General features: G+C 61.9%; 19 protein-coding genes and 1 pseudogene. 6 read left to right on the top strand and 14 right to left on the bottom strand.

The window, feature by feature from the left end:
- Positions 1 to 19 precede the first annotated feature (19 nt).
- From ACO550_RS16185 to ACO550_RS16160, 6 genes are all read right to left on the bottom strand, one after another.
- Complete coding sequence (locus ACO550_RS16185) at positions 20 to 289, bottom strand: phosphopantetheine-binding protein (protein WP_315592847.1); 270 nt, start codon at positions 287 to 289, stop codon at positions 20 to 22.
- Complete coding sequence (locus ACO550_RS16180; RefSeq protein WP_315592846.1) at positions 276 to 1,052, bottom strand: 1-acyl-sn-glycerol-3-phosphate acyltransferase; 777 nt, start codon at positions 1,050 to 1,052, stop codon at positions 276 to 278. Before ACO550_RS16180 ends, ACO550_RS16185 begins: the two co-directional genes overlap by 14 nt.
- Entirely contained in the window at positions 1,045 to 1,794 is a 750-nt protein-coding gene (locus tag ACO550_RS16175; protein WP_315592845.1) for a beta-ketoacyl synthase chain length factor, read from the bottom strand. The genes ACO550_RS16180 and ACO550_RS16175 overlap by 8 nt, the downstream gene beginning before the upstream one ends.
- 488 nt (positions 1,795 to 2,282) lie before the next feature.
- Positions 2,283 to 3,545, bottom strand: a complete 1,263-nt coding sequence (fahA, locus tag ACO550_RS16170) for a fumarylacetoacetase (protein ID WP_315592844.1) — start codon at positions 3,543 to 3,545, stop codon at positions 2,283 to 2,285.
- Between the two features lie 16 nt (positions 3,546 to 3,561).
- A complete protein-coding gene (hmgA, locus tag ACO550_RS16165) occupies positions 3,562 to 4,902 on the bottom strand; it encodes a homogentisate 1,2-dioxygenase (RefSeq protein WP_485994903.1) in 1,341 nt (446 codons plus the stop codon).
- Positions 4,903 to 5,385: 483 nt separating this feature from the next.
- Positions 5,386 to 5,772 (bottom strand): helix-turn-helix domain-containing protein, encoded by a 387-nt coding sequence (locus ACO550_RS16160; protein ID WP_315592843.1) that lies wholly within the window; start codon positions 5,770 to 5,772, stop codon positions 5,386 to 5,388.
- Between the two features lie 283 nt (positions 5,773 to 6,055).
- Between ACO550_RS16160 and ACO550_RS16155 the strand changes: the two genes are divergently transcribed.
- Both ACO550_RS16155 and ACO550_RS16150 read left to right on the top strand, forming a co-directional pair.
- Complete coding sequence (locus ACO550_RS16155; protein WP_315592842.1) at positions 6,056 to 6,676, top strand: TetR family transcriptional regulator C-terminal domain-containing protein; 621 nt, start codon at positions 6,056 to 6,058, stop codon at positions 6,674 to 6,676.
- Positions 6,677 to 6,995: 319 nt separating this feature from the next.
- Entirely contained in the window at positions 6,996 to 7,895 is a 900-nt protein-coding gene (locus tag ACO550_RS16150; RefSeq protein WP_485994905.1) for an alpha/beta fold hydrolase, read from the top strand.
- A gap of 108 nt (positions 7,896 to 8,003) precedes the next feature.
- Here the strand turns inward: ACO550_RS16150 and ACO550_RS16145 are convergent, their stop codons facing one another.
- The 5 genes and pseudogenes from ACO550_RS16145 to oxlT (ACO550_RS16125) all read right to left on the bottom strand — a co-directional run bounded on the left by ACO550_RS16145 (position 8,004) and on the right by oxlT (ACO550_RS16125) (position 13,941).
- Entirely contained in the window at positions 8,004 to 9,020 is a 1,017-nt protein-coding gene (locus ACO550_RS16145) for a zinc-binding alcohol dehydrogenase family protein (RefSeq protein ID WP_315592840.1), read from the bottom strand.
- Between the two features lie 164 nt (positions 9,021 to 9,184).
- A pseudogene (gene oxlT / locus ACO550_RS16140) lies at positions 9,185 to 10,503 on the bottom strand (oxalate/formate MFS antiporter).
- A 676-nt stretch (positions 10,504 to 11,179) separates the two neighbouring features.
- Positions 11,180 to 11,404 carry a hypothetical protein gene (locus tag ACO550_RS16135; protein WP_315592838.1) on the bottom strand — a complete coding sequence of 75 codons (225 nt, stop codon included), beginning with the start codon at positions 11,402 to 11,404 and terminating at the stop codon, positions 11,180 to 11,182.
- A gap of 248 nt (positions 11,405 to 11,652) precedes the next feature.
- Complete coding sequence (locus ACO550_RS16130) at positions 11,653 to 12,564, bottom strand: LysR substrate-binding domain-containing protein (RefSeq protein ID WP_315592837.1); 912 nt, start codon at positions 12,562 to 12,564, stop codon at positions 11,653 to 11,655.
- Positions 12,565 to 12,597: 33 nt separating this feature from the next.
- On the bottom strand, positions 12,598 to 13,941 hold the full coding sequence (gene oxlT, locus ACO550_RS16125) for an oxalate/formate MFS antiporter (RefSeq protein WP_315592836.1): 1,344 nt from the start codon (positions 13,939 to 13,941) through the stop codon (positions 12,598 to 12,600).
- A gap of 213 nt (positions 13,942 to 14,154) precedes the next feature.
- On the opposite strand from oxlT (ACO550_RS16125), the gene ACO550_RS16120 reads away from it, so the two are divergent.
- Together ACO550_RS16120 and ACO550_RS16115 are read left to right on the top strand one after the other, a co-directional pair.
- Positions 14,155 to 15,102 carry a LysR family transcriptional regulator gene (locus tag ACO550_RS16120; RefSeq protein WP_315592835.1) on the top strand — a complete coding sequence of 316 codons (948 nt, stop codon included), beginning with the start codon at positions 14,155 to 14,157 and terminating at the stop codon, positions 15,100 to 15,102.
- Positions 15,103 to 15,273: 171 nt separating this feature from the next.
- Positions 15,274 to 15,591, top strand: a complete 318-nt coding sequence (locus tag ACO550_RS16115; RefSeq protein WP_315592834.1) for a LysR family transcriptional regulator — start codon at positions 15,274 to 15,276, stop codon at positions 15,589 to 15,591.
- Positions 15,592 to 15,666: 75 nt separating this feature from the next.
- Here the strand turns inward: ACO550_RS16115 and frc (ACO550_RS16110) are convergent, their stop codons facing one another.
- On the bottom strand, positions 15,667 to 16,899 hold the full coding sequence (gene frc / locus ACO550_RS16110; RefSeq protein WP_485994902.1) for a formyl-CoA transferase: 1,233 nt from the start codon (positions 16,897 to 16,899) through the stop codon (positions 15,667 to 15,669).
- 308 nt (positions 16,900 to 17,207) lie between these two features.
- On the opposite strand from frc (ACO550_RS16110), the gene sucC reads away from it, so the two are divergent.
- The gene (sucC, locus tag ACO550_RS16105) at positions 17,208 to 18,428 is read left to right on the top strand and encodes an ADP-forming succinate--CoA ligase subunit beta (RefSeq protein WP_315592832.1); all 1,221 of its coding nucleotides are present in this window, start codon (positions 17,208 to 17,210) and stop codon (positions 18,426 to 18,428) included.
- A 1-nt stretch (position 18,429) separates the two neighbouring features.
- Positions 18,430 to 19,302, top strand: coding sequence for a succinate--CoA ligase subunit alpha (gene sucD, locus ACO550_RS16100; RefSeq protein ID WP_315592831.1), 873 nt, complete (start codon positions 18,430 to 18,432; stop codon positions 19,300 to 19,302).
- 56 nt (positions 19,303 to 19,358) lie between these two features.
- Here the strand turns inward: sucD and ACO550_RS16095 are convergent, their stop codons facing one another.
- Complete coding sequence (locus ACO550_RS16095; RefSeq protein WP_315592830.1) at positions 19,359 to 19,796, bottom strand: PAS domain-containing protein; 438 nt, start codon at positions 19,794 to 19,796, stop codon at positions 19,359 to 19,361.
- 171 nt (positions 19,797 to 19,967) lie between these two features.
- Entirely contained in the window at positions 19,968 to 21,218 is a 1,251-nt protein-coding gene (frc, locus tag ACO550_RS16090; protein ID WP_315592829.1) for a formyl-CoA transferase, read from the bottom strand.
- Positions 21,219 to 21,243 lie beyond the last annotated feature (25 nt).

Here is a 21,243-nt window from a genome sequence, read left to right as displayed (position 1 = left end):
ATTCGTACGATCAGCCCTATCAGGCCGGGGCCTGGCCACGTTGCGATTCCACGAACGCCGCCAGCGCCGAGACGCTGGCAAAACGTGAGCGGATCGCTTCCTTGTCGCCGTTCATGGTGATGCCATAGCGCTTCTGCAGCGCGAGGCCCAGTTCCAGCGCATCGATCGAATCGAGGCCAAGACCTTCGATGAACAGCGGCGCAGTCGGGTCGATATCATCGGCGGCCACGTCCTCAAGGGACAGCGACGAGATGATCAGTTCCTTGATTTCTTGCTCAAGCGCCTTCACGGCGGATCTCCCTGGAGAAAAACTCGGATAGTGAATGGGTCAGCTGACGCACGGCCATCGCATCCTCGGTGCCCTGTGGCACCCATTGCGCCACGGCAACGTCGGGATGGACGTCGATCACGAAGCGCGGCCGGCGCACCGGCACGTGGTACCACTTCTCGCCCTTGGTCAGCGTGGACGGCTCGCACCGGATGACAACCGGCGTCAGCGCAAAGCCACCGCGCACGGCCACGTTGGCGGCACCGCGCTGCAACTGCAGCGGCATGCCCGGGCGTGTGCGGGTGCCTTCCGGAAAAATGATCAGGTTGTTGCCGGCGCGCAGCGACGCGATGCAATCGTCGACCATCGCCGCGCCGCTGTCGTTGCGTACCCAGCCGGTAGCCAGCACCGGGCCGCGTGTGAACGGATTGCGCGTCAGCGCCGACTTGACCACGCAGTCCGCCCGCCGTGCCAGCGACATCAGGAACACCACGTCGATCAGCGACGGATGATTGGCCACGATCAGCAGGCCATCACGACGCAGCCGTTCCGGATGGCGTACCTCGTAGCGGATCACGCCCACCGCATGCATCAGCCACACAAACAGTCGGAACGCGTGATGGATGACACCGCGACACACGCGCTGGCGCGTATCGGTCGACCACGGCAGCAGCGATAGTAGTGGAAAAACAAGCACACGCAGCAACAGTCCGCCAATACCGAAACTGGAGAAACAGAAGCCGGTAGCGCAGACACGCCACGCGCGGTCGATTCGTTCAACCATGGCGCTGCCACCTCCAGATGGCACGCTCGCCGCGATGGATCAACTCGGCCTCGTCGGTCAGCATGAAGCGCAGCACGTCCAGGCCATGCGGCAGTATCGGGTGTGCGGTGCCGGGGTCGGATGCGGAACGTGGCGCGGAGATGTCGAGTTGCCAGACCGGCTCGCCCGCTCGCGGGCGGCCCATGCGCCAGGCCCAGCCGAACAGGCAGCCAGGTTCGTCGGCAAACTCCGCATAGGCTTCTGGCAGCGGCGCGTCGTAGCACACCAGCAGCACTTCCTCGGCGCCATCGCCAAGCAGCGCACAGGCTTCGATTACGGCGGTTTCCACGGTGTCGGGACCGGCCGCAACCGCCTGCAGGTTCGACGCATCGCCGCGGTCGATCGTAAACATGGCGCCGATGGCGTTGTGCACGGACAGGCCAAACGCGGTCGGCGACAGCGGTTCGCCGGCGGCCAGTTCACTCAGCATTTCAAACGCGCGGCGGGTATCACCGTGGCGCGACGCAAATACCGCCGGTGATTGGATCGTGGTGTCCGCCGGTTTCACGTCATAGGCCGGATGCAGCGCTGCCCGTCCGATCGCATTGACGCGTCGGCGCAACATTGGAGCCATGGCGGTCAGCGCGGGCAAGTCAGTGCCGTCAGGCAACCAGGGGGCCCGACTCCAGGCCTGCCATGCCGCAGGCGTATGCAATGCCGGCGCCGAGGCCGCCCATGCGCGAATTCCGAATTCAATTGCCATGCCGTGCGCGTAGGGTCGATTGTGAGCCCGGAACCCGCGTCAACCCCCGGCCGCAGCCGACAGCCATGGTGCACGCCAAGCGCGCACCGCCCGCGTGACCCCGGGGATATTTCCGCATTTTTCCCTGAAATTAATATCGAAATCAGCGGATTTCGACGACCTTATTGTTAATGCCCGCCGGCTCGCCGTGCCGCATTCTCGATTGTGCTGGCATCGACGGGCGGTGGATTTACGGGCATCGCCGTATGCTGGCGCTTGCCCCGTAACAGGTTTCGGTTTGGCCAACACCATCGAATACCCCACCAAAGATGGGCATACGACGGCACAGCGAACTTCGACCCCGCATTTTTGTCAGGGGCGAATTCTCGCATAAAGGGCACCCGGCAGGCTATGCGCAACAGTAACGGACCTACGCAAATGTAACGGGGCGGGAGCGGCCATTCCGCCACACCCGCCCCTTCGGTCCAACTTGCCGGAATGCGTCCAGCTTAGCGCGCCGGCAGGATCGTCCCCGTCACGTCACCAAAGCCAACGCGGTAACCATCGCCCTGGCACCAGCCCGACATGGTCACGGTATCGCCATCCTCCAGGAAGCCACGTTTGACGCCATCCGCCAACGCCACAGGCTCCGCGCCGTTGCGGGTGGTTTCCAGCAGGCTTCCGCACGAATCTGCGGTGGTGCCGCTGATCGTGCCAGAACCCATCAGGTCGCCGATCCGTACATTGCAACCGGATACCGTGTGGTGCGCCAGCTGTTGCGCCATGGTCCAGTACATCGCCTTGAAGTTGGTGCGACAAACCGTGGTGGGCGCCGCCGCACCTTTGGGCTGCAGCGCGATCTCGAGCGCGATGTCATACGCGTTGCGACCCTGCTGCTGCAGATACGACAATGGCTCGGGCGACTGCGCCGGGTTGTCGCGGCGGAACGGTTCCAGCGCGTCCATGGTAACCACCCACGGCGAGATCGACGTACCGAACGACTTGCTGTTGAACGGCCCCAGCGGCACATATTCCCATTGCTGGATATCGCGCGCGCTCCAGTCATTGAGAATCACCAGCCCAAACATGTGCGCCTGCGCATCGGCAGTGCTGACCGGCTCGCCCAGGTTCGACGGCTTGCCGACGATAAAGCCCATCTCGAGTTCATAGTCCAGCTTGCGGCAGGCCGTAAAGGTCGGGCGCGCCTCGTTCGGCAGCTTGATCTGGCCATTCGGACGATGCAGCGCCGTGCCGCTGACCACCACGGAACTGGCGCGGCCGTTATAACCGATCGGGATTTCCAGCCAGTTCGGCAGCAACGCATTTTCCGGGTCACGGAACATGCGGCCCACGTTGGTGGCATGCTCGCGCGACGAATAGAAGTCCGTATACCCGGGGATCTCCACCGGCAGGTGCAGCGTTGCGGCGGACATCGGCACCAAGGCTTTGGCTCGAAGCGCCGCGTTACCCGACAGCGTCTGGTCTTCGGCAGACAGCAGCGTGCCGAGCCGCGCACGAGTTTCCGTCCACACGGGCTTGCCCAGTGCGATGAAACGGTTGAGGCTTGCGGCCGCAAACGTTCCCCTGGCCGCAGCCGGGAGCAAGCCGGCGTCATCCAGCACGGACAGGTCGAGCACCTGGTCGCCAATTGCGACACCGACGCGCGGCGCATCGTTGCCAGTCGAAAAAATGCCGTACGGCAGGTTCTGCAGCGGGAAATGGGTCTGGCCGTCATTGGCCGAGGTCACCCAGCTGGTCTTGGGGGCAGTCATTCTGGAACTCCGGGGTTCAACGCTCGTTCGGATTGAAATGCTTCTTCAGGCCCTGCCAGCACGTGTAGTAGTCGTGCTGCAGCAGCGCCGATTCGGCGGCGTAGCGGGTGGGACGGATCACGCCCGGGGTTTCGAACATGAACGCCATGGTGTCCGTGATGTGGTGCGGCGCGCTGGTGTCGCCAGCCGTGGCACGTTCGAAGGTTTCGGCATCGGGTCCGTGGCCGCTCATGCAGTTGTGCAGGCTCGCGCCACCGGGCGTGAAACCTTCTGCCTTGGCATCGTAGGCGCCCGTGATCAGCCCCATGAATTCGCTGGCGATATTGCGGTGGAACCAGGGCGGACGGAAGGTGTCCTGCGCCGCCAGCCAACGCGGACCGAAGATGACGAAGTCGATGGTGTCCACGCCAGGCGTATCCGACGGCGACTGGAGTACCAGGAAGATCGACGGATCCGGGTGGTCGAAACTGATCGAGCCAATGGTGTTGAAGTGACGCAGATCATATTTGTAGGGCGCGAAATTGCCGTGCCACGCCACCACATCCAGCGGGGAATGATCGATCTCGGCGCGCCACAGATTGCCCTGGAAGCGGGCCACGAGTTCGAACTTGCCTTCGCGGTCCTCGTAACTGGCAACCGGGGTCAGGAAATCGCGCGGATTGGCCAGCCCATTGGAACCGATCACGCCCAGGTCCGGCAGCTTGAACAGCGCGCCGTAGTTTTCGCAGATATAGCCACGCGCCTCGCCATCGGGCAGTTCCACGCGGAAACGCACGCCACGCGGGATCACAACGATCTCTTGCGGCTCCACCGCCAGTTGGCCCATTTCAGTCGCGATCAGCAGGCGGCCCTGCTGCGGCACGATCAGCATCTCGCCATCGGCGTTGTAGAAGAAGCGGTCGTGCATCGACTGGTTGGCCAGGTACAGATGGATGCCGCAGCCGATTTGCGCTTCCGGACCGCCATTGCCGGCCATCGTAACGATCCCGTCCACGAAGTCGGTCGGTGCCGCGGGCATGGGTGGCGGGCTCCAGCGCAACTGGTTCGGCGATGGCGGAACCTCGTCGAAACGGCTCATCCACCGATCCTGCTCGATGCGCGTGAACGGCTTGTGCATGGCGGCCGGGCGGATCCGGTACAGCCACGAGCGCCGGTTATGGGCTCGCGGTGCCGTGAATGCAGTGCCCGAGATCTGCTCGGCGTACAAGCCATAGGCCACGCGCTGCGGCGAATTCCGGCCCAGCGGCAATGCCCCTGGCAAGGCCTCGGTGGCGAATTCGTTGGCGAAGCCGGACATGTATTGGCCTGCGTGGGCTGCCGAGCCGTGCAGGTGTCCGTGTCTTTCTGTTTGCGTCATGAAGTCTTCCTCTCACACCCCGCCGCCCCGAAACAGGCCGGCTTCTCCTCGATCTCACCCTCGCTCAGAAATTGAGAATTACGAATAGTGAAATTGATTTACCAAATCGTAATCACGCAACCTGACAATGTCAAACCACAATTACGATAGGCGAGCACAGGGCCGCAGGCGAGCGAACGCATGCCGCGCCGAGGGAGGTCGGTGCAAGCGCCGTGAAAAGCACGTGGAAATAGCGGAGGGAACGGCTAAAAGAAGCCGAAAGAAGTCGAGATTGAAGCGAGGATCAAGCGGGGTAAGACGTGGAAGCACTCACGTGACGGTGCACACGAGCGCACGCTACGCGTGCAGCAGCAAGCGGCACGTACCGGAGACGGCGACCACAAAGCGGCACCAACATGCGCGAAGCATGTTTGCAGTGTCGCCATGGGAAATTCGCGGCAGGACAGGACGATGGCCCTGCCCTGCCGCGAATCCTGACCAGGGTCAAACGGGCTTGTGGCCCTCCCCCGATGTGGGGCCCGAACCGAAGCCACCCTGCGCTGGCGCGGAAGACGCCTGCGCCGGTGCGGCAGGCGCCTGGCCGGCCATCGAGGCGGCAGTCACACCACCATTGCGGCTGGCGATAAACGCATTGACGTCTGCAGCAAGATGCTGCGGCGCAAGTACGACCTCAAGGCCCAGCGCCTCGCAAGCCGCCAGGAAGGTAGACATGCGCGGATCGGCCTGACCCGATTCGGCACGCAGATAGGCCTCCCGGGAAATCCCGGCCTTACGGGCGACGTCCTCCTGCTTGAGCTTGCGCGCACGGCGCAACGCCCGCAGTTGCCGGAACGGTTCGCTAGCGCCTCTTGGCACGGCTGTACTGTTCATGTCGGTCTCCAGTCACCAGTGAAAAAAAAGTGCGCGGACGTGCATTCGAGTATAGAGCACGTAAAGCGTTCCGTAAGGTCTGTTGTGGAACACTTTTACAGATTTCTTATGATGGCTTGATCTCGTCTGCCAGACTCTCATCCAAACGACGGATGCAGCACAACATCCTCCTCCCGCCCCCACATAACGACAGTGCCCGCTTTGCGTTGACGTCACATCAGTATCGTCCATGTGTGGCACAAGGCAAGTTGACAAACCGACCGGTCGTGCTATTCTCCAGCGCATGCAGAAAGGACAGCTCACGCGCACCGCGATCATCGAACAGGCACTGCACTCGGCCACCAAGGTAGGCTTCGAGCAGTTGTCGCTGGCCACGCTGGCCGCCGACACCAATATGTCGAAGAGCGGACTCTATGCCCACTTCAAGTCGAAGGAAGCCTTGCAGGAGGCGGTGCTTGCGCGTGCGATGGAGCGTTTTGCGGAGATCGTGGTGCAGCCGGCCATGCGCGAAGTTCGCGGGCTCGTGCGCCTGAACAGGCTGTTCGACGGGTATATGACCTGGATCGCCGGCTCGCTGAACGAAGGCGGCTGCGTATTCATGGCGCTGTCGCAGGAATACCGCGATCGCCCAGGCGTCATACGGGACAGGCTCGTGCAGGCGTTCAAGGACTGGCACAGCACCATCGTGCGCGTGATTGACGATGCCGTTGATGAAGGCGCATTGCGCGCGGGCACCGACCCGCGTCAGTTTGCCTTCGAGATGGTTGGCATCGGCATGTCGTTTCAGTCCTCATTCAAGCTGATGGGCCGCATCGATGCGGAGACAATGGCCAGGCGCGCGTTTGCCAGGCTCGTCAATGACGTGAAAGAGAATCGCACCGGGGCGACCGCGGCACCAGACTGAAGCCACAGTAGTGCCCGCAGCAATACCGTTTGCCGACCAGATTGTGCAGCCTCGGCGCAATAAAGCGAGATGTATCACACGGCATTATTTCAGCCGTTTCTTGCCCTGAAAATAGCACGACTGGTCGGTCGCTACTGAGAAAAAAGATAAGGTTGCCGAGTCTGGTTATCGACTCCAGGGCAAATCCACAGCAAAAAACCAGTTGGAGGTGTTCGTCGTGCCGCAAGTGCTGTCATCCGCATCCCAACCCGCTGCAAGCGCCAGCGCCCCTGTGAAAGCCACCGAACGGCGCTCGCTGACCAACACCCTGCAATCCGGCATGTTGGCGTGGCGCCGACTACGCTGGCAAACCGGTAGCCTGTTTTTCCCCAATGCGACCTCACGCGCGCTCGAGCGCCTGTGGTTCAGTCCGCCCACCGGCAAGAACAGTCCTGAGGGATTACGGTTGCTCGACACGGCGCGCACCGAATGGGCGCTGGTCACGGGCCAGGGCGCGAGCCGCCGTGTGCGTGTTTATCGCTGGGGTAGCAAGGGACCTGTGGTGCTGCTGGCTCACGGCTGGGGTGGCAATGCGGGGCAATGGCACGCAGTGGTGAATGGCCTGCTGTCGGCCGGCATGCGTGTGGTGGCCTTCGACGCGCTGTCGCACGGCGCATCGGATGCAGGCGTGCGCGGACAGCAACAGACTTCCGTGATGGAGATGACGCGGTCGCTACTGGCGGTAGCGTGGCATGTTGGCCCCGTGCACGCCGTCGTGGCACATTCGCTGGGCGGCGCGGCGGCGGCGCAGGCGATTCGCGAAGGCCTGCCCGCTCGCGGCGTGGTCATGATCGGGTCTCCCGCCGACATGTACCAGGCATGCTCGGCGCTGGCCTGGCAGCTTGGTATTGCCCCGCACGTGCTGGCGCGCATGCAGCGCAACAGCGAGCAATGGCTGGGCGCCAGCTGGTCCACGTTCAACGTGCCCGAAATCGGCCGCACAAGGCCCGTACCGCCCACGCTGATCATCCATGACCGCGAGGACAAGGAAGTTCGATGGGAAGACGGCGCGGCCATCGCTGGCGCATGGCCCGATGCGCAACTGGTCACGACCAATGGCCTTGGTCATCGTCGCATCTTGCGCGACAAGGCAGTGATTGGCCGTATTGCTGCGTTTATCGCCAGTCCTCCCGAGGCAAAACCAGGATCAAGGCACGCACCTGCACTACACACCCGTTGACATCGTCTGATGCCGGTTGAAGAGGGGCTGGTCTGCTCAGGCAGACCAGCCCCTCTTAATTTTGTCGCACCAGAATTCCTGGCCGTTAATTGCGCAACATCAAAAAGGTCAGAAACCTTGCAGTACCAGCTTGCCGATCGTCTGCCCGCTTTCCAGCAAGGCATGGGCGCGCCGCAGGTTGGCCGCATTGATCACGCCAAGGTTGTCGCCTACGGTGCCCTGCAGCTTGCCAGCGTCCACCAGCCGTGCCACCTCGTTGAGCAAGCGGTGCTGCGCGATCATGTCGGGCGTCTGGAACATGGCGCGCGTGAACATGAACTCCCAGACGAACGTGGCGCTCTTGCTCTTGAGCGCGCCAATTGCCAGCGGTCCGGCGTTTTCCACGATCGAGCAGATCTTGCCTTGCGGAGCAATGGCCTCGGCCATGGCGGCGAAGTGATGATCGGTATCGTTGAAGCACAGGATGTAGTCGACGTGCGCAAAGCCTAGTGCGCGCAGTTGCGCCGGCATGTCCTTGCGGTGATCGATGGTGTGGTCCGCCCCAAGGCGACGGCACCAGGCTTCCGATTCCGGCCGAGAAGCGGTGGCAATCACGGTCAGTCCGGCCAGCACCTTCGCAAGCTGGATACCGATCGACCCTACCCCGCCTGCCCCGCCGATGATCAGGACTGACTTGCCGGCATCGTCACCCTTGGGCGAGATGCCGAGCCGATCGAACATCGCTTCCCAGGCCGTGATCGCCGTCAGCGGCAAGGCCGCGGCCTGCGGGAAATCCAGCGATGCGGGCTTGTGTCCGGCAATGCGTTCGTCAACCAGATGAAATTCGCTATTGGCTCCAGCACGGGTGATGCTGCCGGCGTAGAACACAGGATCGCCCACCTTGAACAACGTGACATCGGACCCTGCTGCCACCACCGTACCGGCTGCATCCCAGCCCAGCACGCGCGGCGCGTCTTCTACCTTGTCTTTCGGTGCACGTACCTTGGTATCGACCGGGTTTACCGAAATGGCTTCCACCTTGACCAGCAGGTCATGGCCGGTGGCTTCAGGCCTGGCAATTTCCACGTCGACCAGCGACTGTGGATCGGAAATGGGCAGGTAGCGGGTCAGGCCAATGGCTTTCATGTCAGGCGTCCTTGGGATTTTCATGAATGAACACCCGAATCGTAGCCGCTCGGCACTCGAATAATTAGCCGGACGATGCCGCAATCACTTTCCCGGTTTTCAGGAAAATAACGCAATGAGCCCGCACGTGGCGGGCTCATCGGCAAAGGACAATGAAAACGGAATCAGGTCAGGTCATCGGGCACCGCGCGATATCCCATCGGGGCCGTCGCGCCGTCCTGCACATACTTTTTTGCGTGCGCCTCGCGCATCGGCTTCAGTACGAAGATCGCCATCAGCGCCGAGATCGCGGCCATGCCCGAGGCCAGCATGAATACGGCGTGCCAGTCACCGGTGGCTGCCGTGATGACGCTCGAGAACGGCACCAGCAGCGCGGCCGTACCCTTGGCGGTGTAGAGCAAGCCGGCATTGGTCGCCGCGAACTTCGGACCGAACGTATCGCCGCAGGTGGCCGGGAACAGGCTGTAGATCTCACCCCAGGCGAAGAACACGATACCTGTCAGGATCACGAACATGACCGGATTGTGACCGTAACTGGCCAGCAGCAGGATACCCACCGCTTCCACCGCAAAGGCCAGGAACATGGTGTTTTCGCGGCCGATATTGTCGGATACCCAACCGAAGAACGGTCGCGTCAGCCCATTGAGCACCCGGTCGATGGTCAGCGCGAAGGTCAACGCGTCAGGCCCATGATGGATACGGGCGAGTCGTGCAGCCCGAAATCCTTGGCAATCGGCCCCAGCTGCGCGGTTGCCATCAGCCCACCGGCTGCCATCATCACGAACATCGCGTACATGACCCAGAAGATCGGTGATGACAGTACTTGCCGCGGCGACGCGTTATATGTGGCCGCAGCCTTCAGCGCGGATTTGACATTCGACAGGATCTTGGCCGAAGGCGGCAGCAGCATCATGCCAAGCAGCACGACAATGATGCCTTGGCCGAGCCCGAAGTACAGGAACGTAGCCTCGTACCCGCTGCTCTTGATCATGTTGGCAATCGGCACCACGGTCATGGCGGAGCCTGCGCCAAAACCGGCGGCCGTCAGTCCTGCTGCCAGTCCCCGGCGATTCGGGAACCACTTGAGCGCATTGCCCACGCAGGTGCCATAGACCGCACCGGCGCCTACCCCACCGACTGCCGCTGCGAAGTACAGCATCGGCAGTGAAGAGGCCATCGAATTGAGCACCCAGGCAATCGCGCACAACAGGCCGCCGCCCACCACCACCGGGCGCGGACCGTACTTGTCGACCAGATAGCCTTCAATCGGCACCAGCCAGGTTTCCGTGACCACAAAGATGGTGAAGGCCACCTGAATGGCGGTACGGCCCCAATTGTATTTCTCGTCGATCGGATTTACGAACAGCGTCCAGCCGTACTGCATGTTGGCGATCATTGCCATACAGATCACGCCAAATACAAGCTGCGTCCACGGCGATGAATACCAGGACGCGTGCGCGCTTGCGCTTTGCTGACTTTCCATGGTGGTGTCTCCTTCTGGCGGGTTGGGCCCGCCGTTGTGGAATGGGCATCTGCTTCGGATGCCTGTGCTCTGTTTTTCACTGCCTTTGGTACTTGCTGATCCCGAACAGCTGAGCCGTTCTAGTGCTATACAGTATGTGATATATCAACCAAGTCAAGCCGATTTGGATGCCTGCCTGACCTATCTGGCAGACATTCGAAAGCATGTGATGAAGGGCCGCGGAAGACTGGTGCGATGGCCGCATGAAACGACCGCACGACCGTGCAAGTACCTCTTTCCGGATCAAACACTTAGGCATTGATCAGGCATCAATGGAGCGGCCGGAATCGGCGCTTGAAAATGCTGCGGCGCATGTCACGGATAACCCGGCCTAGGGAAAATCCCGAGCCGATTGGTACCGGCGAGCCAGTTGCCCACGCGCTAAATCGCGGCGGGTTCAGCAATGCGCGGAATGAGTACAACGAGGGAGGAAGGCTGACACGCCGGGCTGCGTCGGGACCTGAGATCCTCAGGCGCAGGGGCATGATCGGAACTGCGGAAAGACGGCCGTGGAGAACTACTGGAATTGCCGATCCAGGGCTTGCCGGCCGCTACAAGGCCCCTGGTGCTTCAAACGTACTTCTGGACTGCTGGACTGCTGGAACTGCGGAACTACGGGACAGCTTTGCTACGACGTTCAGGCGTGCAGGAAACGCGGTTGCAGCACGATGTCCGACGCCGAGGTGCCGATGCTGCCAATGCCTGCCGTACCGTCTTCGGACGAACTCAGGCCGGCGAATCGACCATGTTCCTGGGCGGTGGTCAGCAGACCCATCGGCAGGAAGTTGGCCAGTACATAAGTCACGGTAACACCCAGCGAAAGAAGACCGAGGGCAGCGATGGTAAGCAGCGTGGCGTTCATGAAAACTCCTAAGTAATGAAGATCAAGGTGGATTCATTATATGCTGCACTGCGAGGTCTGTAAATATTTGGTATGTGATATATCAACAGAGGGATTGCTCTAAAAACAACAACGCACCCCTTGGGGTGCGTTGTTGTTCACAAATTTCGCGAAGCTTGCCGCGAATCAACTGATCTCAGGAGTAAAAGATGCGGAATGCGCCCCTGGAATCTCTATCGCACTGCGGCACGTGAATTCCATTCATCGCCCTACCCTACTTTCTTCAGCAGGCTCTGGTCGTACTCCTGGGCGCGCAGGTTGTCCCATACGGCGGCGGCATTGGGTTTCAGCGAACGTGCCTTGCGTCTTACCAGCATGACATTGGACGTGACCTGAGGCCGCAACGGTCGCAGGACAGCGGCGGGAGCCATGCCGCTGGCCTGCGCACGCGACGGCACCACGCCGATGCCCAGCCCCATCGCCACCATGCCGAAGATGGCCGCGAAGTGGCCAAGCAACTGCAACGAGCCCGGCCTGACGTGATAGGTCGACAAGGCTCGCTCCACTGCTGGTTGAACACCGGAACTCTGGTCGAGCGTCATGACCGATGCATCGGCCAGTTCGCCCCACCCCAGCGATTCCCTCGCGGCCAGCGGGTGGTCGGCGGGTAGAACCGCCTGCAACGGATCCACGCAGAGCGGTTCGCAATACAAGTCATCGCAGGGCGCCGGATTGCTGGCAATGCCGAAATCCACCTCGCCGCTGCGCACGCTCTGCAGCACGCTCTCATGCGAGCGGTCACGCAACGTAATACCAATGCCGGGCCAGGCCTTGCGGCACCCCGCTACCCAGATCGGCACCGTCATCGACGACAGCACCGGATCGGTTGCGATCTGCACCGTGCCTTGCGAGGGCTTGCCCGTGCCATGGCTCTCACGCAGCGTTTGCTCGACTTCCTCGATCAGATGGCAGATGCGCTGCGACAGCGTCTCGCCTGCGTCGGTCAGTTCCACCTGGCGCGTGGTGCGGTCAAACAGCCGCTGGTCGATTTCTTCTTCAAGCTCGCGCACGCTGCGGCTGATGGCCGATTGCGTCAGACCCAGCTCCGCTGCGGCGCGCGTAAAACTTTTCTGCCGCGCCACCGCCGCGAAGGCCTTCAGTTGAGGAAGCGAAACATTCATGGTGCCGCTCCTTGCTTGCAAACATCGTTGTTGTTATTCGCCCTTGCCCGTCGAAAACCCGGCCATATACGTGCCGGTGTCACTGACCGGCTTCGCTGCGGCATGTCCCGTGATAAAGCTCCGGCGCATCGGCTGCAACACGAACTTGGCCGACAGCCCCGCCGCCACGGTCATCACCGCGGCCACGGCGAACACGAGGTTCCACCCGCCGCTATGCGACAGCACCGATGCCAGCGGCACCAGCAGCGCGGCCGTACCCTTTGCCGTATAGAGCGTGCCGGCGTTGGCGGCGGCGAACTTGCTGCCAAACGTATCGGCGCACAGTGCCGGGAAGATCGAGAAGATCTCGCCCCAGAACAGGAACGTCAGTGCCGCGAAGAACATGAACCAGTACGGGTTGTGGCCCATCTGAAGCAGACCGATCAGCGACAGGCCTTCACCGATGAAGATCACGAACATCGTGTTCTCCCGGCCGATGCGGTCGGAGATGAAGCCACACAATGGCCGCGTCAGTCCGTTGCAAAGATTGTCGATCGACAGCGTCATCGTCAGCAGCGGCAAGGTCATGCCCAACATCGTGACCGGCATGTTGGCGAAGCCAAAGTCCTTGGCAATCGGCCCGAGTTGCGCAGTGGCCATGATCCCGCCGGCCGCCACGGCCACGAACGAGGCATAGATCACCCAGAACACCGGCGTACGCACCATCTGGCCTGGAGTGAATTCCACCGGATTGGTCAGGATGGCCTTGTTGGCCGTCACACCCTTGGGCGGCTGCGGCTTCACCAGCAGCATGGCCATCACGAAGATCAACGCACCCTGCAGGATCCCGAAGAAAAAGAAGGCGTGTTCATAGCCCGACTTCTGGATCATGCTGGCGATCGGGATCACGGTCAGCGCCGAACCGGCGCCAAAGCCCGCGGCCGTCAGGCCGGCAGCCAGACCGCGCTTGTCCGGGAACCACTTCAGCGCATTACCGACACATGTGCCATAGACGCCGCCGGCACCGATGCCCGCGATCACCGCCGCGGCATAGAGCATCGGCAATGTCGTGGCATAGGAATTCATCACCCACGCCAGGCCCGCGCACAGCGCACCACCCGCCACCACGGGACGCGGTCCGATCTTGTCGACGAGCCAGCCCTCCAGCGGCACGAGCCAGGTTTCAGTAACGATAAAAATGGAAAAGGCGACCTGGATTGCAGAGTCGCCCCAATGGTGCTTGGCATTCATCGGTGTAACGAACAGCGTCCAGCCATACTGGAGGTTCGCCACCAGCCCCATGCAGAGTACGCCTATGAACAGCTGGAACCAGCGGTTGCGGAGCAGGCCACCATTGAAATTGCCCGCAGCGGGGCCAGTCGCATCGATGTGCGCCATGTCGTGTCTCCTTGCATTAGTGTCATTCGCGCTCTGTGGCGCGCGTTGTGGGCTGGCCTGGGGGGACGCCCGACTTTCACTACTGAATGAGCGCGCCTGACATTGCGGCACGTGTATTCGTGGATTGATGCTACTTCAAACTTAGATCAGCACAGCATAAAGTTTTTTATTATGATCATTGACGATCCTTTATAGATTGCAGGAAATCGTGCAATGAAGAATGCCACGCTGCGCCAGCTTAAAGTGTTCGAAACGGTGGCCCGCCACCTGAGCTTTTCACGTGCGGCGGAAGAGCTACATCTCACGCAACCCGCTGTTTCTACACAGGTTCGGCAGCTTGAACTGCATGTGGGACTGCCCCTGTTCGAGCAGCTTGGCAAGCGTATCTACCTGACGCCGGCCGGTACCGAAATGCTTCATTACAGCCGCAGCATCATTCAGCAATTTCGTGAAGCCGAAGATGCGATGGCGCAGCTTAAGGGTATATCCGGGGGTCGACTCAATGTCGCGGTAATCAGTGCCGGCGACTATTTTTTCCCGCGCCTGTTGGCCGAATTCATGAATCGACATGAGTCGGTGACTTTAAATCTTGCGGTGCACAATCGCGAGGAATTACTGCATCAATTGGCTGGTAATTTGACGGATCTGGCTGTCATGGTAAGGCCGCCCGAAGGCATTGATACGATTGCCGAATCGTTCGCGCCACATCCGTATGTGATCGTGGCCGCGCCCAATCACAAGCTGGTTGGGCAGCGCAACATTCCACTGGCCGGCCTGGCTGAGGAAGCCTTCGTTTCACGGGAAAAAGGCTCGGACACCTGGAACTCCATGCAGGAAGGCTTTGCAGGTCGCTTGTCGAACATGCGCATCGCGATGGAGATCAAGAGCACCGAGACCATCAAGCAGGCCGTGATCGCCAACATGGGCATCGCCTTCCTTTCCGCGCACACGGTCGGCCTGGAATTGCAGACCGGCCAGCTTGCCGTCCTTGATATCGAAGGCTTTCCGGTGATGCTCAACTGGTATGTGGTGCACCGCAAGAACAAGCGCCTGCCGCCCGTGGCGCTGGCATTCAAGCAGTTCCTGATGGAGGAAGGGCATACCCTGATCCAGCGTATCACTGGCGTCGAAGGACTGATCCGGCCACGCAAACGCGCATGAATCGCGCAGGAATCGCGCATGAGTCGCCACCAAGTCGCGCATGCACCTCAAAACATCGATCCATAAACGATAGCTTATGATTATTCGATGAAACTTTAATTATCGTGAATCATTCGTCCGGCCTAAGCTGCACTCATCACGCTTCACACCGTGCAACTTCAGGAGACGATCATGAACCACCTCCAGTCCGACGCGCCCTCCGCTTCCGCAACCACGTCGGCCATCAGCGAGATGCGCCACGTTGATCGTGAGGTCCAACTGGCTGCTTATAACGCCGCATTCACCGAGCTGGGACTGCGCTTCCGCTGGGATGCACCAATGTTCGACTGGCTCTGCGGCATCGAATGCGAGAAGTCTCGCGTCACGCGCTATATCGAGGACTACCACGCCCATCTGCTCAATGCATACGACGCGCCGTTCCTGAGCCAGTTGATCTTCGACAAGAAGAACGAGTACCTGCGGGCCATGGCAGGCGCTGGCATCAACTGACTTGTCGTAGTGGGCAAATGACTCAGGTCTTGCCTGCCCCCCTTGCCCACTTGCCCACTTGTACCTGGCGCCGGGTCAGACTGCCCCGGCCGCCTTGAGCGCGGCGATCTGCGCGGGAGAACGGCCCAGCCACTCGAGCACTTCTTCGGTGTGCTCTCCCAGCAGTGGCGAGCGTTCAACCTCCACGGGCGAATCGGACAGCATGATCGGGCAGCCCAACTGCACGTACTTGCCGCGCTCGGGGTGATCGAGTTCGACCAGGTAGCCACGCTCGTAGAGCGAGCCGTCCTCCATCAGGTCCTTCATCGACAGGATTGGGCCACACGGCACGTCCACGTCGTTCAGCGCCGCCATCACCTCGAACTTGGTCTTCGACCTGGTCCACTTCTCGACGATGCCGAAGCATTCACCCAGGTTTTTCAGGCGCGCTTCCGGCGTGGCGAACCGCGGATGCGTGATCAGGTCCTCGCGGCCGCACAGGCGCATCAGTGGTTCCCAGCCCTGCGGCTGGATGATGACGTACACGTAGTCATTGGCGCCGCCGGGCGAGCAGCGCAGCGCCGCACCGGGCTGGCCACCGCCGGACGCATTGCCGGCACGCGGCACGTAGTCGCCGAAGTCACCGTTCGGGTACTCCTTGAGCGGACCCGCCGACAGGCGCTGCTGGTCGCGCAGCTTCACGCGGCACAGGTTTAGCACCGAATCCTGCATGGCGACTTCCACGCGCTGGCCCCGGCCGCTATGTTCGCGCTGCAGCAGCGCGGCCAGGATGCCCACCACGCAATGCACGCCCGTGCCGGAATCGCCGATCTGGGCCCCCGTCACCGACGGCACCCCGTCCTCGTCGCCCGTGGTGCTGGCCGAACCACCCATGCACTGCGCCACGTTCTCGTATGCCTTGCAGTCGACGTACGGCCCCGGGCCAAAGCCCTTGATCGATGCGTAGATCATGCGTGGGTTCAGTTCCTGGATGCGATGCCATTCAAACCCGGCGCGGTCCAGCACGCCGGGACCGAAGTTCTCCACCAGCACGTCGCACTGCCGGATCAGGTCTTCCAGCAGCGCCTTGCCTTCCGGCGTCTTCATATTGAGCGTCAGGCTGCGCTTGTTCGAGTTCAGCATCGTGAAGTAGAGGCTGTCCGCGTTCGGTACATCGCGCAATTGGCTGCGCGTAATGTCGCCACGGCCGGGCAATTCCACCTTGATCACATCCGCGCCTAGCCAGGCCATCAGCTGGGTGGCCGACGGACCGGCCTGCACGTGGGTCATGTCCAGAATGCGGACCCCATTCAGTGCCTTGTTTTCCATGGCGTTGTCTCCTTGAGGATTCTCTTGAGGCAATGACGGCGATGGGCAAGACGCGACCGGCCTCGCGTATCTGTGCCGTGACCAATCGCACCAACCTGACGAATACCGTATGTGATATATCAATAAACAACAAGGAGAAATTGATGCGATCTACTTATAAGCCGCGGGCATGACCCTCCTGGTACTCGACTTTCATGATTCCGCTCCACTTTCTTTATTGATATATTACATACAATATTTATTGATGCGTAGAACCGGACAGGCGAACTCCGACCTGCGGCACGCGGTGCACACAAGCGAGGAGACACGTGAACATTCACGAACATCAGGCCAAGGAGTTGCTCAGGCGCTATGACGTGCCAGTACCGCTCGGCTGCGTGGCCTTTACACCAGACGAGGCCGTCCATGCCGCCCGCAAGCTGGGCGGCCCGGCCTGGGTGTTGAAAGCGCAGATCCACGCGCGCGGCCGCGGTGCCGGCCATTTCACCGGCCATAGCGCCGGCCATAGCGCGAACCACGGCGGCGTACGCGTCGTGACGTCGATCGATGATGTGCACGCCAACGCCGCGCAAATGCTGGGCAACACGCTGGTCACCAGCCAGACCGCCCCGGCTGGTCGCGTGGTGCGGCGCCTCTATGTCGAGAAAGCCTGCGATATCGCACGCGAGCTCTACCTGGGTATCCTGATCGACCACGCCACGTCGCGCGTCACGATCATGGCGTCCACCGAAGGCGGCATGGAGATCGAGGAGATTGCCGCACGCACGCCCGAGAGCATCCTGAAGGTGGTGATCGACCCGGCCAGCGGAATCCAGCTGTTTCATGCACGCCAACTGGCGTTCGGACTCGGGCTATCCGGCAAGCAGATGGGCGCGGCCACACGGTTGATCCTCTCGGTCTACCGCGCTTTCACTGAACTCGACGCTTCGATCGTCGAGATCAATCCGCTAGTGGTCACCGGCAACGGCGACCTGATGGCGCTCGACGCCAAATTCAGTTTCGACGACAACGCCCTCTTCCGCCACCCCGACATCGAGGCGATGCGCGACGAGAGCGAGGAAGACCCGGCCGAGACCGAGGCAGCAAGGCACGCACTGAACTACGTGCGGCTGGACGGCAATATCGGCTGCATTGTGAATGGCGCGGGCCTGGCAATGGCCACCATGGACATCATCAAGCTCCATGGTGCCGAGCCAGCCAACTTCCTGGACATAGGCGGTGGCGCCAGCGAACGCGTGACAGCGGCCTTCCGGCTGATCGTGGCCGATCCGAAGGTCGAAGGCATTCTGGTGAACATCTTCGGCGGCATGGCGCGCTGCGACGTGATCGCCGAAAGCTTGGTCGCCGCCGCCCGCGAAGTGGACCTGACCGTGCCGCTGGTGGTACGGCTGGAAGGCACCCACGTCAAGCAGGGCAAGCAGATCCTGCGCGATTCGGGCCTGCCGATCGTGTCCGCCAGCCATCTTGCCGATGCGGCCGAAAAAGTGGTGGCTGCCGTGCGCGCCACGCAGAAAAAGGGAGGCAAGTGAAATGGCTGTCCTGATCGACCAGAACACACGCGTGATCTGCCAGGGCTTTACCGGTGAGCAAGGGACCTTCCATTCGGAACAGGCGCTGGCCTACGGCACGAAGATGGTAGGCGGCGTCACACCCGGCAAGGGCGGCGAATCGCACCTCGGCCTGCCCGTTTTCGACACCGTGGCGGCGGCTGCCGAAGCCACCGGCGCCGATGCATCGGTCATCTACGTGCCGCCGCCGTTCGCCGTCGATGCCATCCTGGAAGCGGTCGATGCCGGCATTGCGCTGATCGTCTGCATTACCGAGGGCATCCCAGTGATGGACATGGTGCGCGTCAAGCGTGCGCTGTCAGGGTCCGGCAGCCGCCTGGTCGGGCCGAACTGCCCGGGCGTGATCACACCGGGCCAATGCAAGATCGGCATCATGCCGGAACACATCCACAAGCCGGGCAAGATCGGCGTGGTGTCACGCTCGGGCACGCTGACCTATGAGGCCGTGGCGCAGACCACGGCGGCCGGGCTGGGGCAGTCGACCTGCATTGGCATTGGCGGCGATCCGGTCAACGGCACCAGCTTCATCGACTGTCTGGAGATGTTCCTGGCCGACGACCAGACCGAAGGCATCATCATGATCGGAGAGATCGGTGGCTCTGCGGAAGAAGACGCGGCCCGGTTCCTGCGCGATACCCGCGCGCGCAAACCCGTGGTGGGCTATATCGCCGGCACCACGGCGCCGCCGGGACGCCGCATGGGTCATGCCGGCGCCATCATCTCGGGTGGCACGGGAACGGCGGAAGCGAAGATCGATGCGATGCGGGAAGCCGGCATCCATGTGGCCGCTTCGCCAGCGGAGCTGGGTGCGACCACGACAGCAGCGATGAAGTAGGCATCAAGGGCGCCCCGGCATCGGCGCGCCCTTGATGAGTCAGACAGTCAGCCGGCTCAGGCCGCAGCGCTCGCCTTGGCTTCCAGTTCCGCGATGCGCTTGCGCAGCGCCCGCTCTTCCTGAAAGCGCACGGTCTCGTCGCGGATCACCGCCACGATGCCGGTGACTTCCCCACCCTCCCCGCGCAGCAACGCCACGGTAAAGGCAATCGACATCGCATCGCCTTTCTTGTTGATCGCCGGGACCTTCAGCAAGTCATGGCCGTAGCGGGTCTGGCCCGTTGCCATGGTCTTGTCGTAGCCTTCCCAGTGGCGCGCACGCAGGCGCTCGGGAATGATCAGATCCAGCGACTTGCCCAGGGCCTCCTCCTGGGTAAAGCCGAACATGTATTCCGCGGCAGGATTCCACAACGTGATGGCGCCGTCGGCGCCGGAGATGATGACGGCGTCGCCGATGGCCGACACCAGTTGTTCGTAGTCGATTGCAGTCTGCATGGTCATTCCTGAGGAATGGGGAGTGGCATGGTTCACCGCCCCGGGGTCCAGGCTTGGGCGTCCAGTGAAAAGCAGCCGGGGAATGCGCGGTACATCAGGTCCACGCATTCCCCGGAGCGCCAGCCTGGCCCACCGTCACCATCGGGGCGCAGGCAGGGCTGGCGCTTTCGCTCAGATCACCTGCGACTCGCGCAGGCTGGCGATTTCCTCGGCGCCGTAGCCGAGGCCGGCCAGCACTTCATCGCTGTGCTCGCCCAGCAGCGGCGAACCGGTGATTTCCGGCTTCATGTCCGAGAACTTGATCGGGCTGCCCACGGTCAGGTAGGTACCACGCACCTTGTGCGGGACTTCCACGATCGATCCGCTCTTGCGCAGCGATTCATCCGCCGCGATTTCCTTCATCGACAGCACCGGCGAGCAGGGAATATCGAACTTGCGCAGGATATCCACCGCTTCGTACTTGGTCTTGTCGGCAAGCCAGGTTTCGATGGTCTGGAAGATGTCGAAGATATGCGGCTGACGCGCCTTCGGCGTGTTGTAGTTCGGATCGGTGATCCACTCTTCCTTGCCCAGCGCCTTGCAGATCGGCTCCCAGGCGTGGCCCTGGATGGTGAAGTAGATATAAGCGTTGGGATCGGTCTCCCAGCCCTTGCATTTCAGCACCCAGCCCGGCTGGCCGCCACCGCCGGCGTTGCCACCGCGGGGCACCACGTCGCTGAAGGTGCCGTGCGGATACTGCGGATACTCTTCCAGAAAGCCCAGGCTGTCCAGGCGCTGCTGGTCGCGCAGCTTCACGCGGCACAGGTTCAGCACGGCATCCTGCATCGACACGGCGACCTTCTGGCCCTTGCCGGTCTGCTGGCGGCCGATGATTGCCGTCAGGATGCCGATGGCCAGGTGCATGCCGGTGTTCGAATCACCGAGGGCGGCTGCCGACACGGTCGGCGGGCCGTCCCAGAAGCCGGTGGTCGACGCGGCACCACCCGCGCATTGCGCCACGTTCTCGTAGACCTTCAGGTCTTCATAGTGGTGGCCGTCGCTAAAGCCCTTGACCGAGGCCACGATCATCATCGGGTTCAGTTCGTTGATGCGCTCCCAGGAGAAACCCATGCGGTCCAGTGCGCCCGGACCGAAGTTCTCGACCAGCACGTCCGATTCGCGGATCAGTTGTTCGAGAATCTTCTTGCCTTCCGGCTTCTTGGTGTCCAGTGTCAGCGAGCGCTTGTTGCTGTTCAGCATCGTGAAGTACAGCGCGTCGGCGTCGGGAACGTCGCGCAATTGCGAGCGGGTGACGTCGCCGGAGCCCGGGCGCTCTACCTTGATCACGTCTGCGCCGAACCACGCGAGAAGCTGGGTGCAGGCGGGGCCGGCCTGGACGTGCGTGAAGTCAATGATCTTGATGCCGTTCAGTGGAAGGTTCACTTTCGCTCTCCTTTTGGATCCTGTT

The sequence above is a fragment of the Cupriavidus sp. genome, from assembly GCF_057315035.1.
This window is presented reverse-complemented; position numbering and strand designations above follow the sequence as displayed.

Coding starts and splice junctions, on each gene's coding strand:
- ACO550_RS16095 (WP_315592830.1), bottom strand. CDS start 19,796: ATGCAGACTGCAATCGACTACGAACAACTGGTGTCGGCCATCGGCGAC.
- ACO550_RS16180 (WP_315592846.1), bottom strand. CDS start 1,052: ATGGTTGAACGAATCGACCGCGCGTGGCGTGTCTGCGCTACCGGCTTC.
- ACO550_RS16115 (WP_315592834.1), top strand. CDS start 15,274: ATGAACCACCTCCAGTCCGACGCGCCCTCCGCTTCCGCAACCACGTCG.
- ACO550_RS16130 (WP_315592837.1), bottom strand. CDS start 12,564: ATGAATGTTTCGCTTCCTCAACTGAAGGCCTTCGCGGCGGTGGCGCGG.
- ACO550_RS16120 (WP_315592835.1), top strand. CDS start 14,155: ATGAAGAATGCCACGCTGCGCCAGCTTAAAGTGTTCGAAACGGTGGCC.
- ACO550_RS16175 (WP_315592845.1), bottom strand. CDS start 1,794: ATGGCAATTGAATTCGGAATTCGCGCATGGGCGGCCTCGGCGCCGGCA.
- frc (WP_485994902.1), bottom strand. CDS start 16,899: ATGGAAAACAAGGCACTGAATGGGGTCCGCATTCTGGACATGACCCAC.
- ACO550_RS16150 (WP_485994905.1), top strand. CDS start 6,996: ATGTTGGCGTGGCGCCGACTACGCTGGCAAACCGGTAGCCTGTTTTTC.
- fahA (WP_315592844.1), bottom strand. CDS start 3,545: ATGACTGCCCCCAAGACCAGCTGGGTGACCTCGGCCAATGACGGCCAG.
- ACO550_RS16155 (WP_315592842.1), top strand. CDS start 6,056: ATGCAGAAAGGACAGCTCACGCGCACCGCGATCATCGAACAGGCACTG.
- ACO550_RS16135 (WP_315592838.1), bottom strand. CDS start 11,404: ATGAACGCCACGCTGCTTACCATCGCTGCCCTCGGTCTTCTTTCGCTG.
- sucD (WP_315592831.1), top strand. CDS start 18,430: ATGGCTGTCCTGATCGACCAGAACACACGCGTGATCTGCCAGGGCTTT.
- oxlT (WP_315592836.1), bottom strand. CDS start 13,941: ATGGCGCACATCGATGCGACTGGCCCCGCTGCGGGCAATTTCAATGGT.
- ACO550_RS16145 (WP_315592840.1), bottom strand. CDS start 9,020: ATGAAAGCCATTGGCCTGACCCGCTACCTGCCCATTTCCGATCCACAG.
- ACO550_RS16160 (WP_315592843.1), bottom strand. CDS start 5,772: ATGAACAGTACAGCCGTGCCAAGAGGCGCTAGCGAACCGTTCCGGCAA.
- hmgA (WP_485994903.1), bottom strand. CDS start 4,902: ATGACGCAAACAGAAAGACACGGACACCTGCACGGCTCGGCAGCCCAC.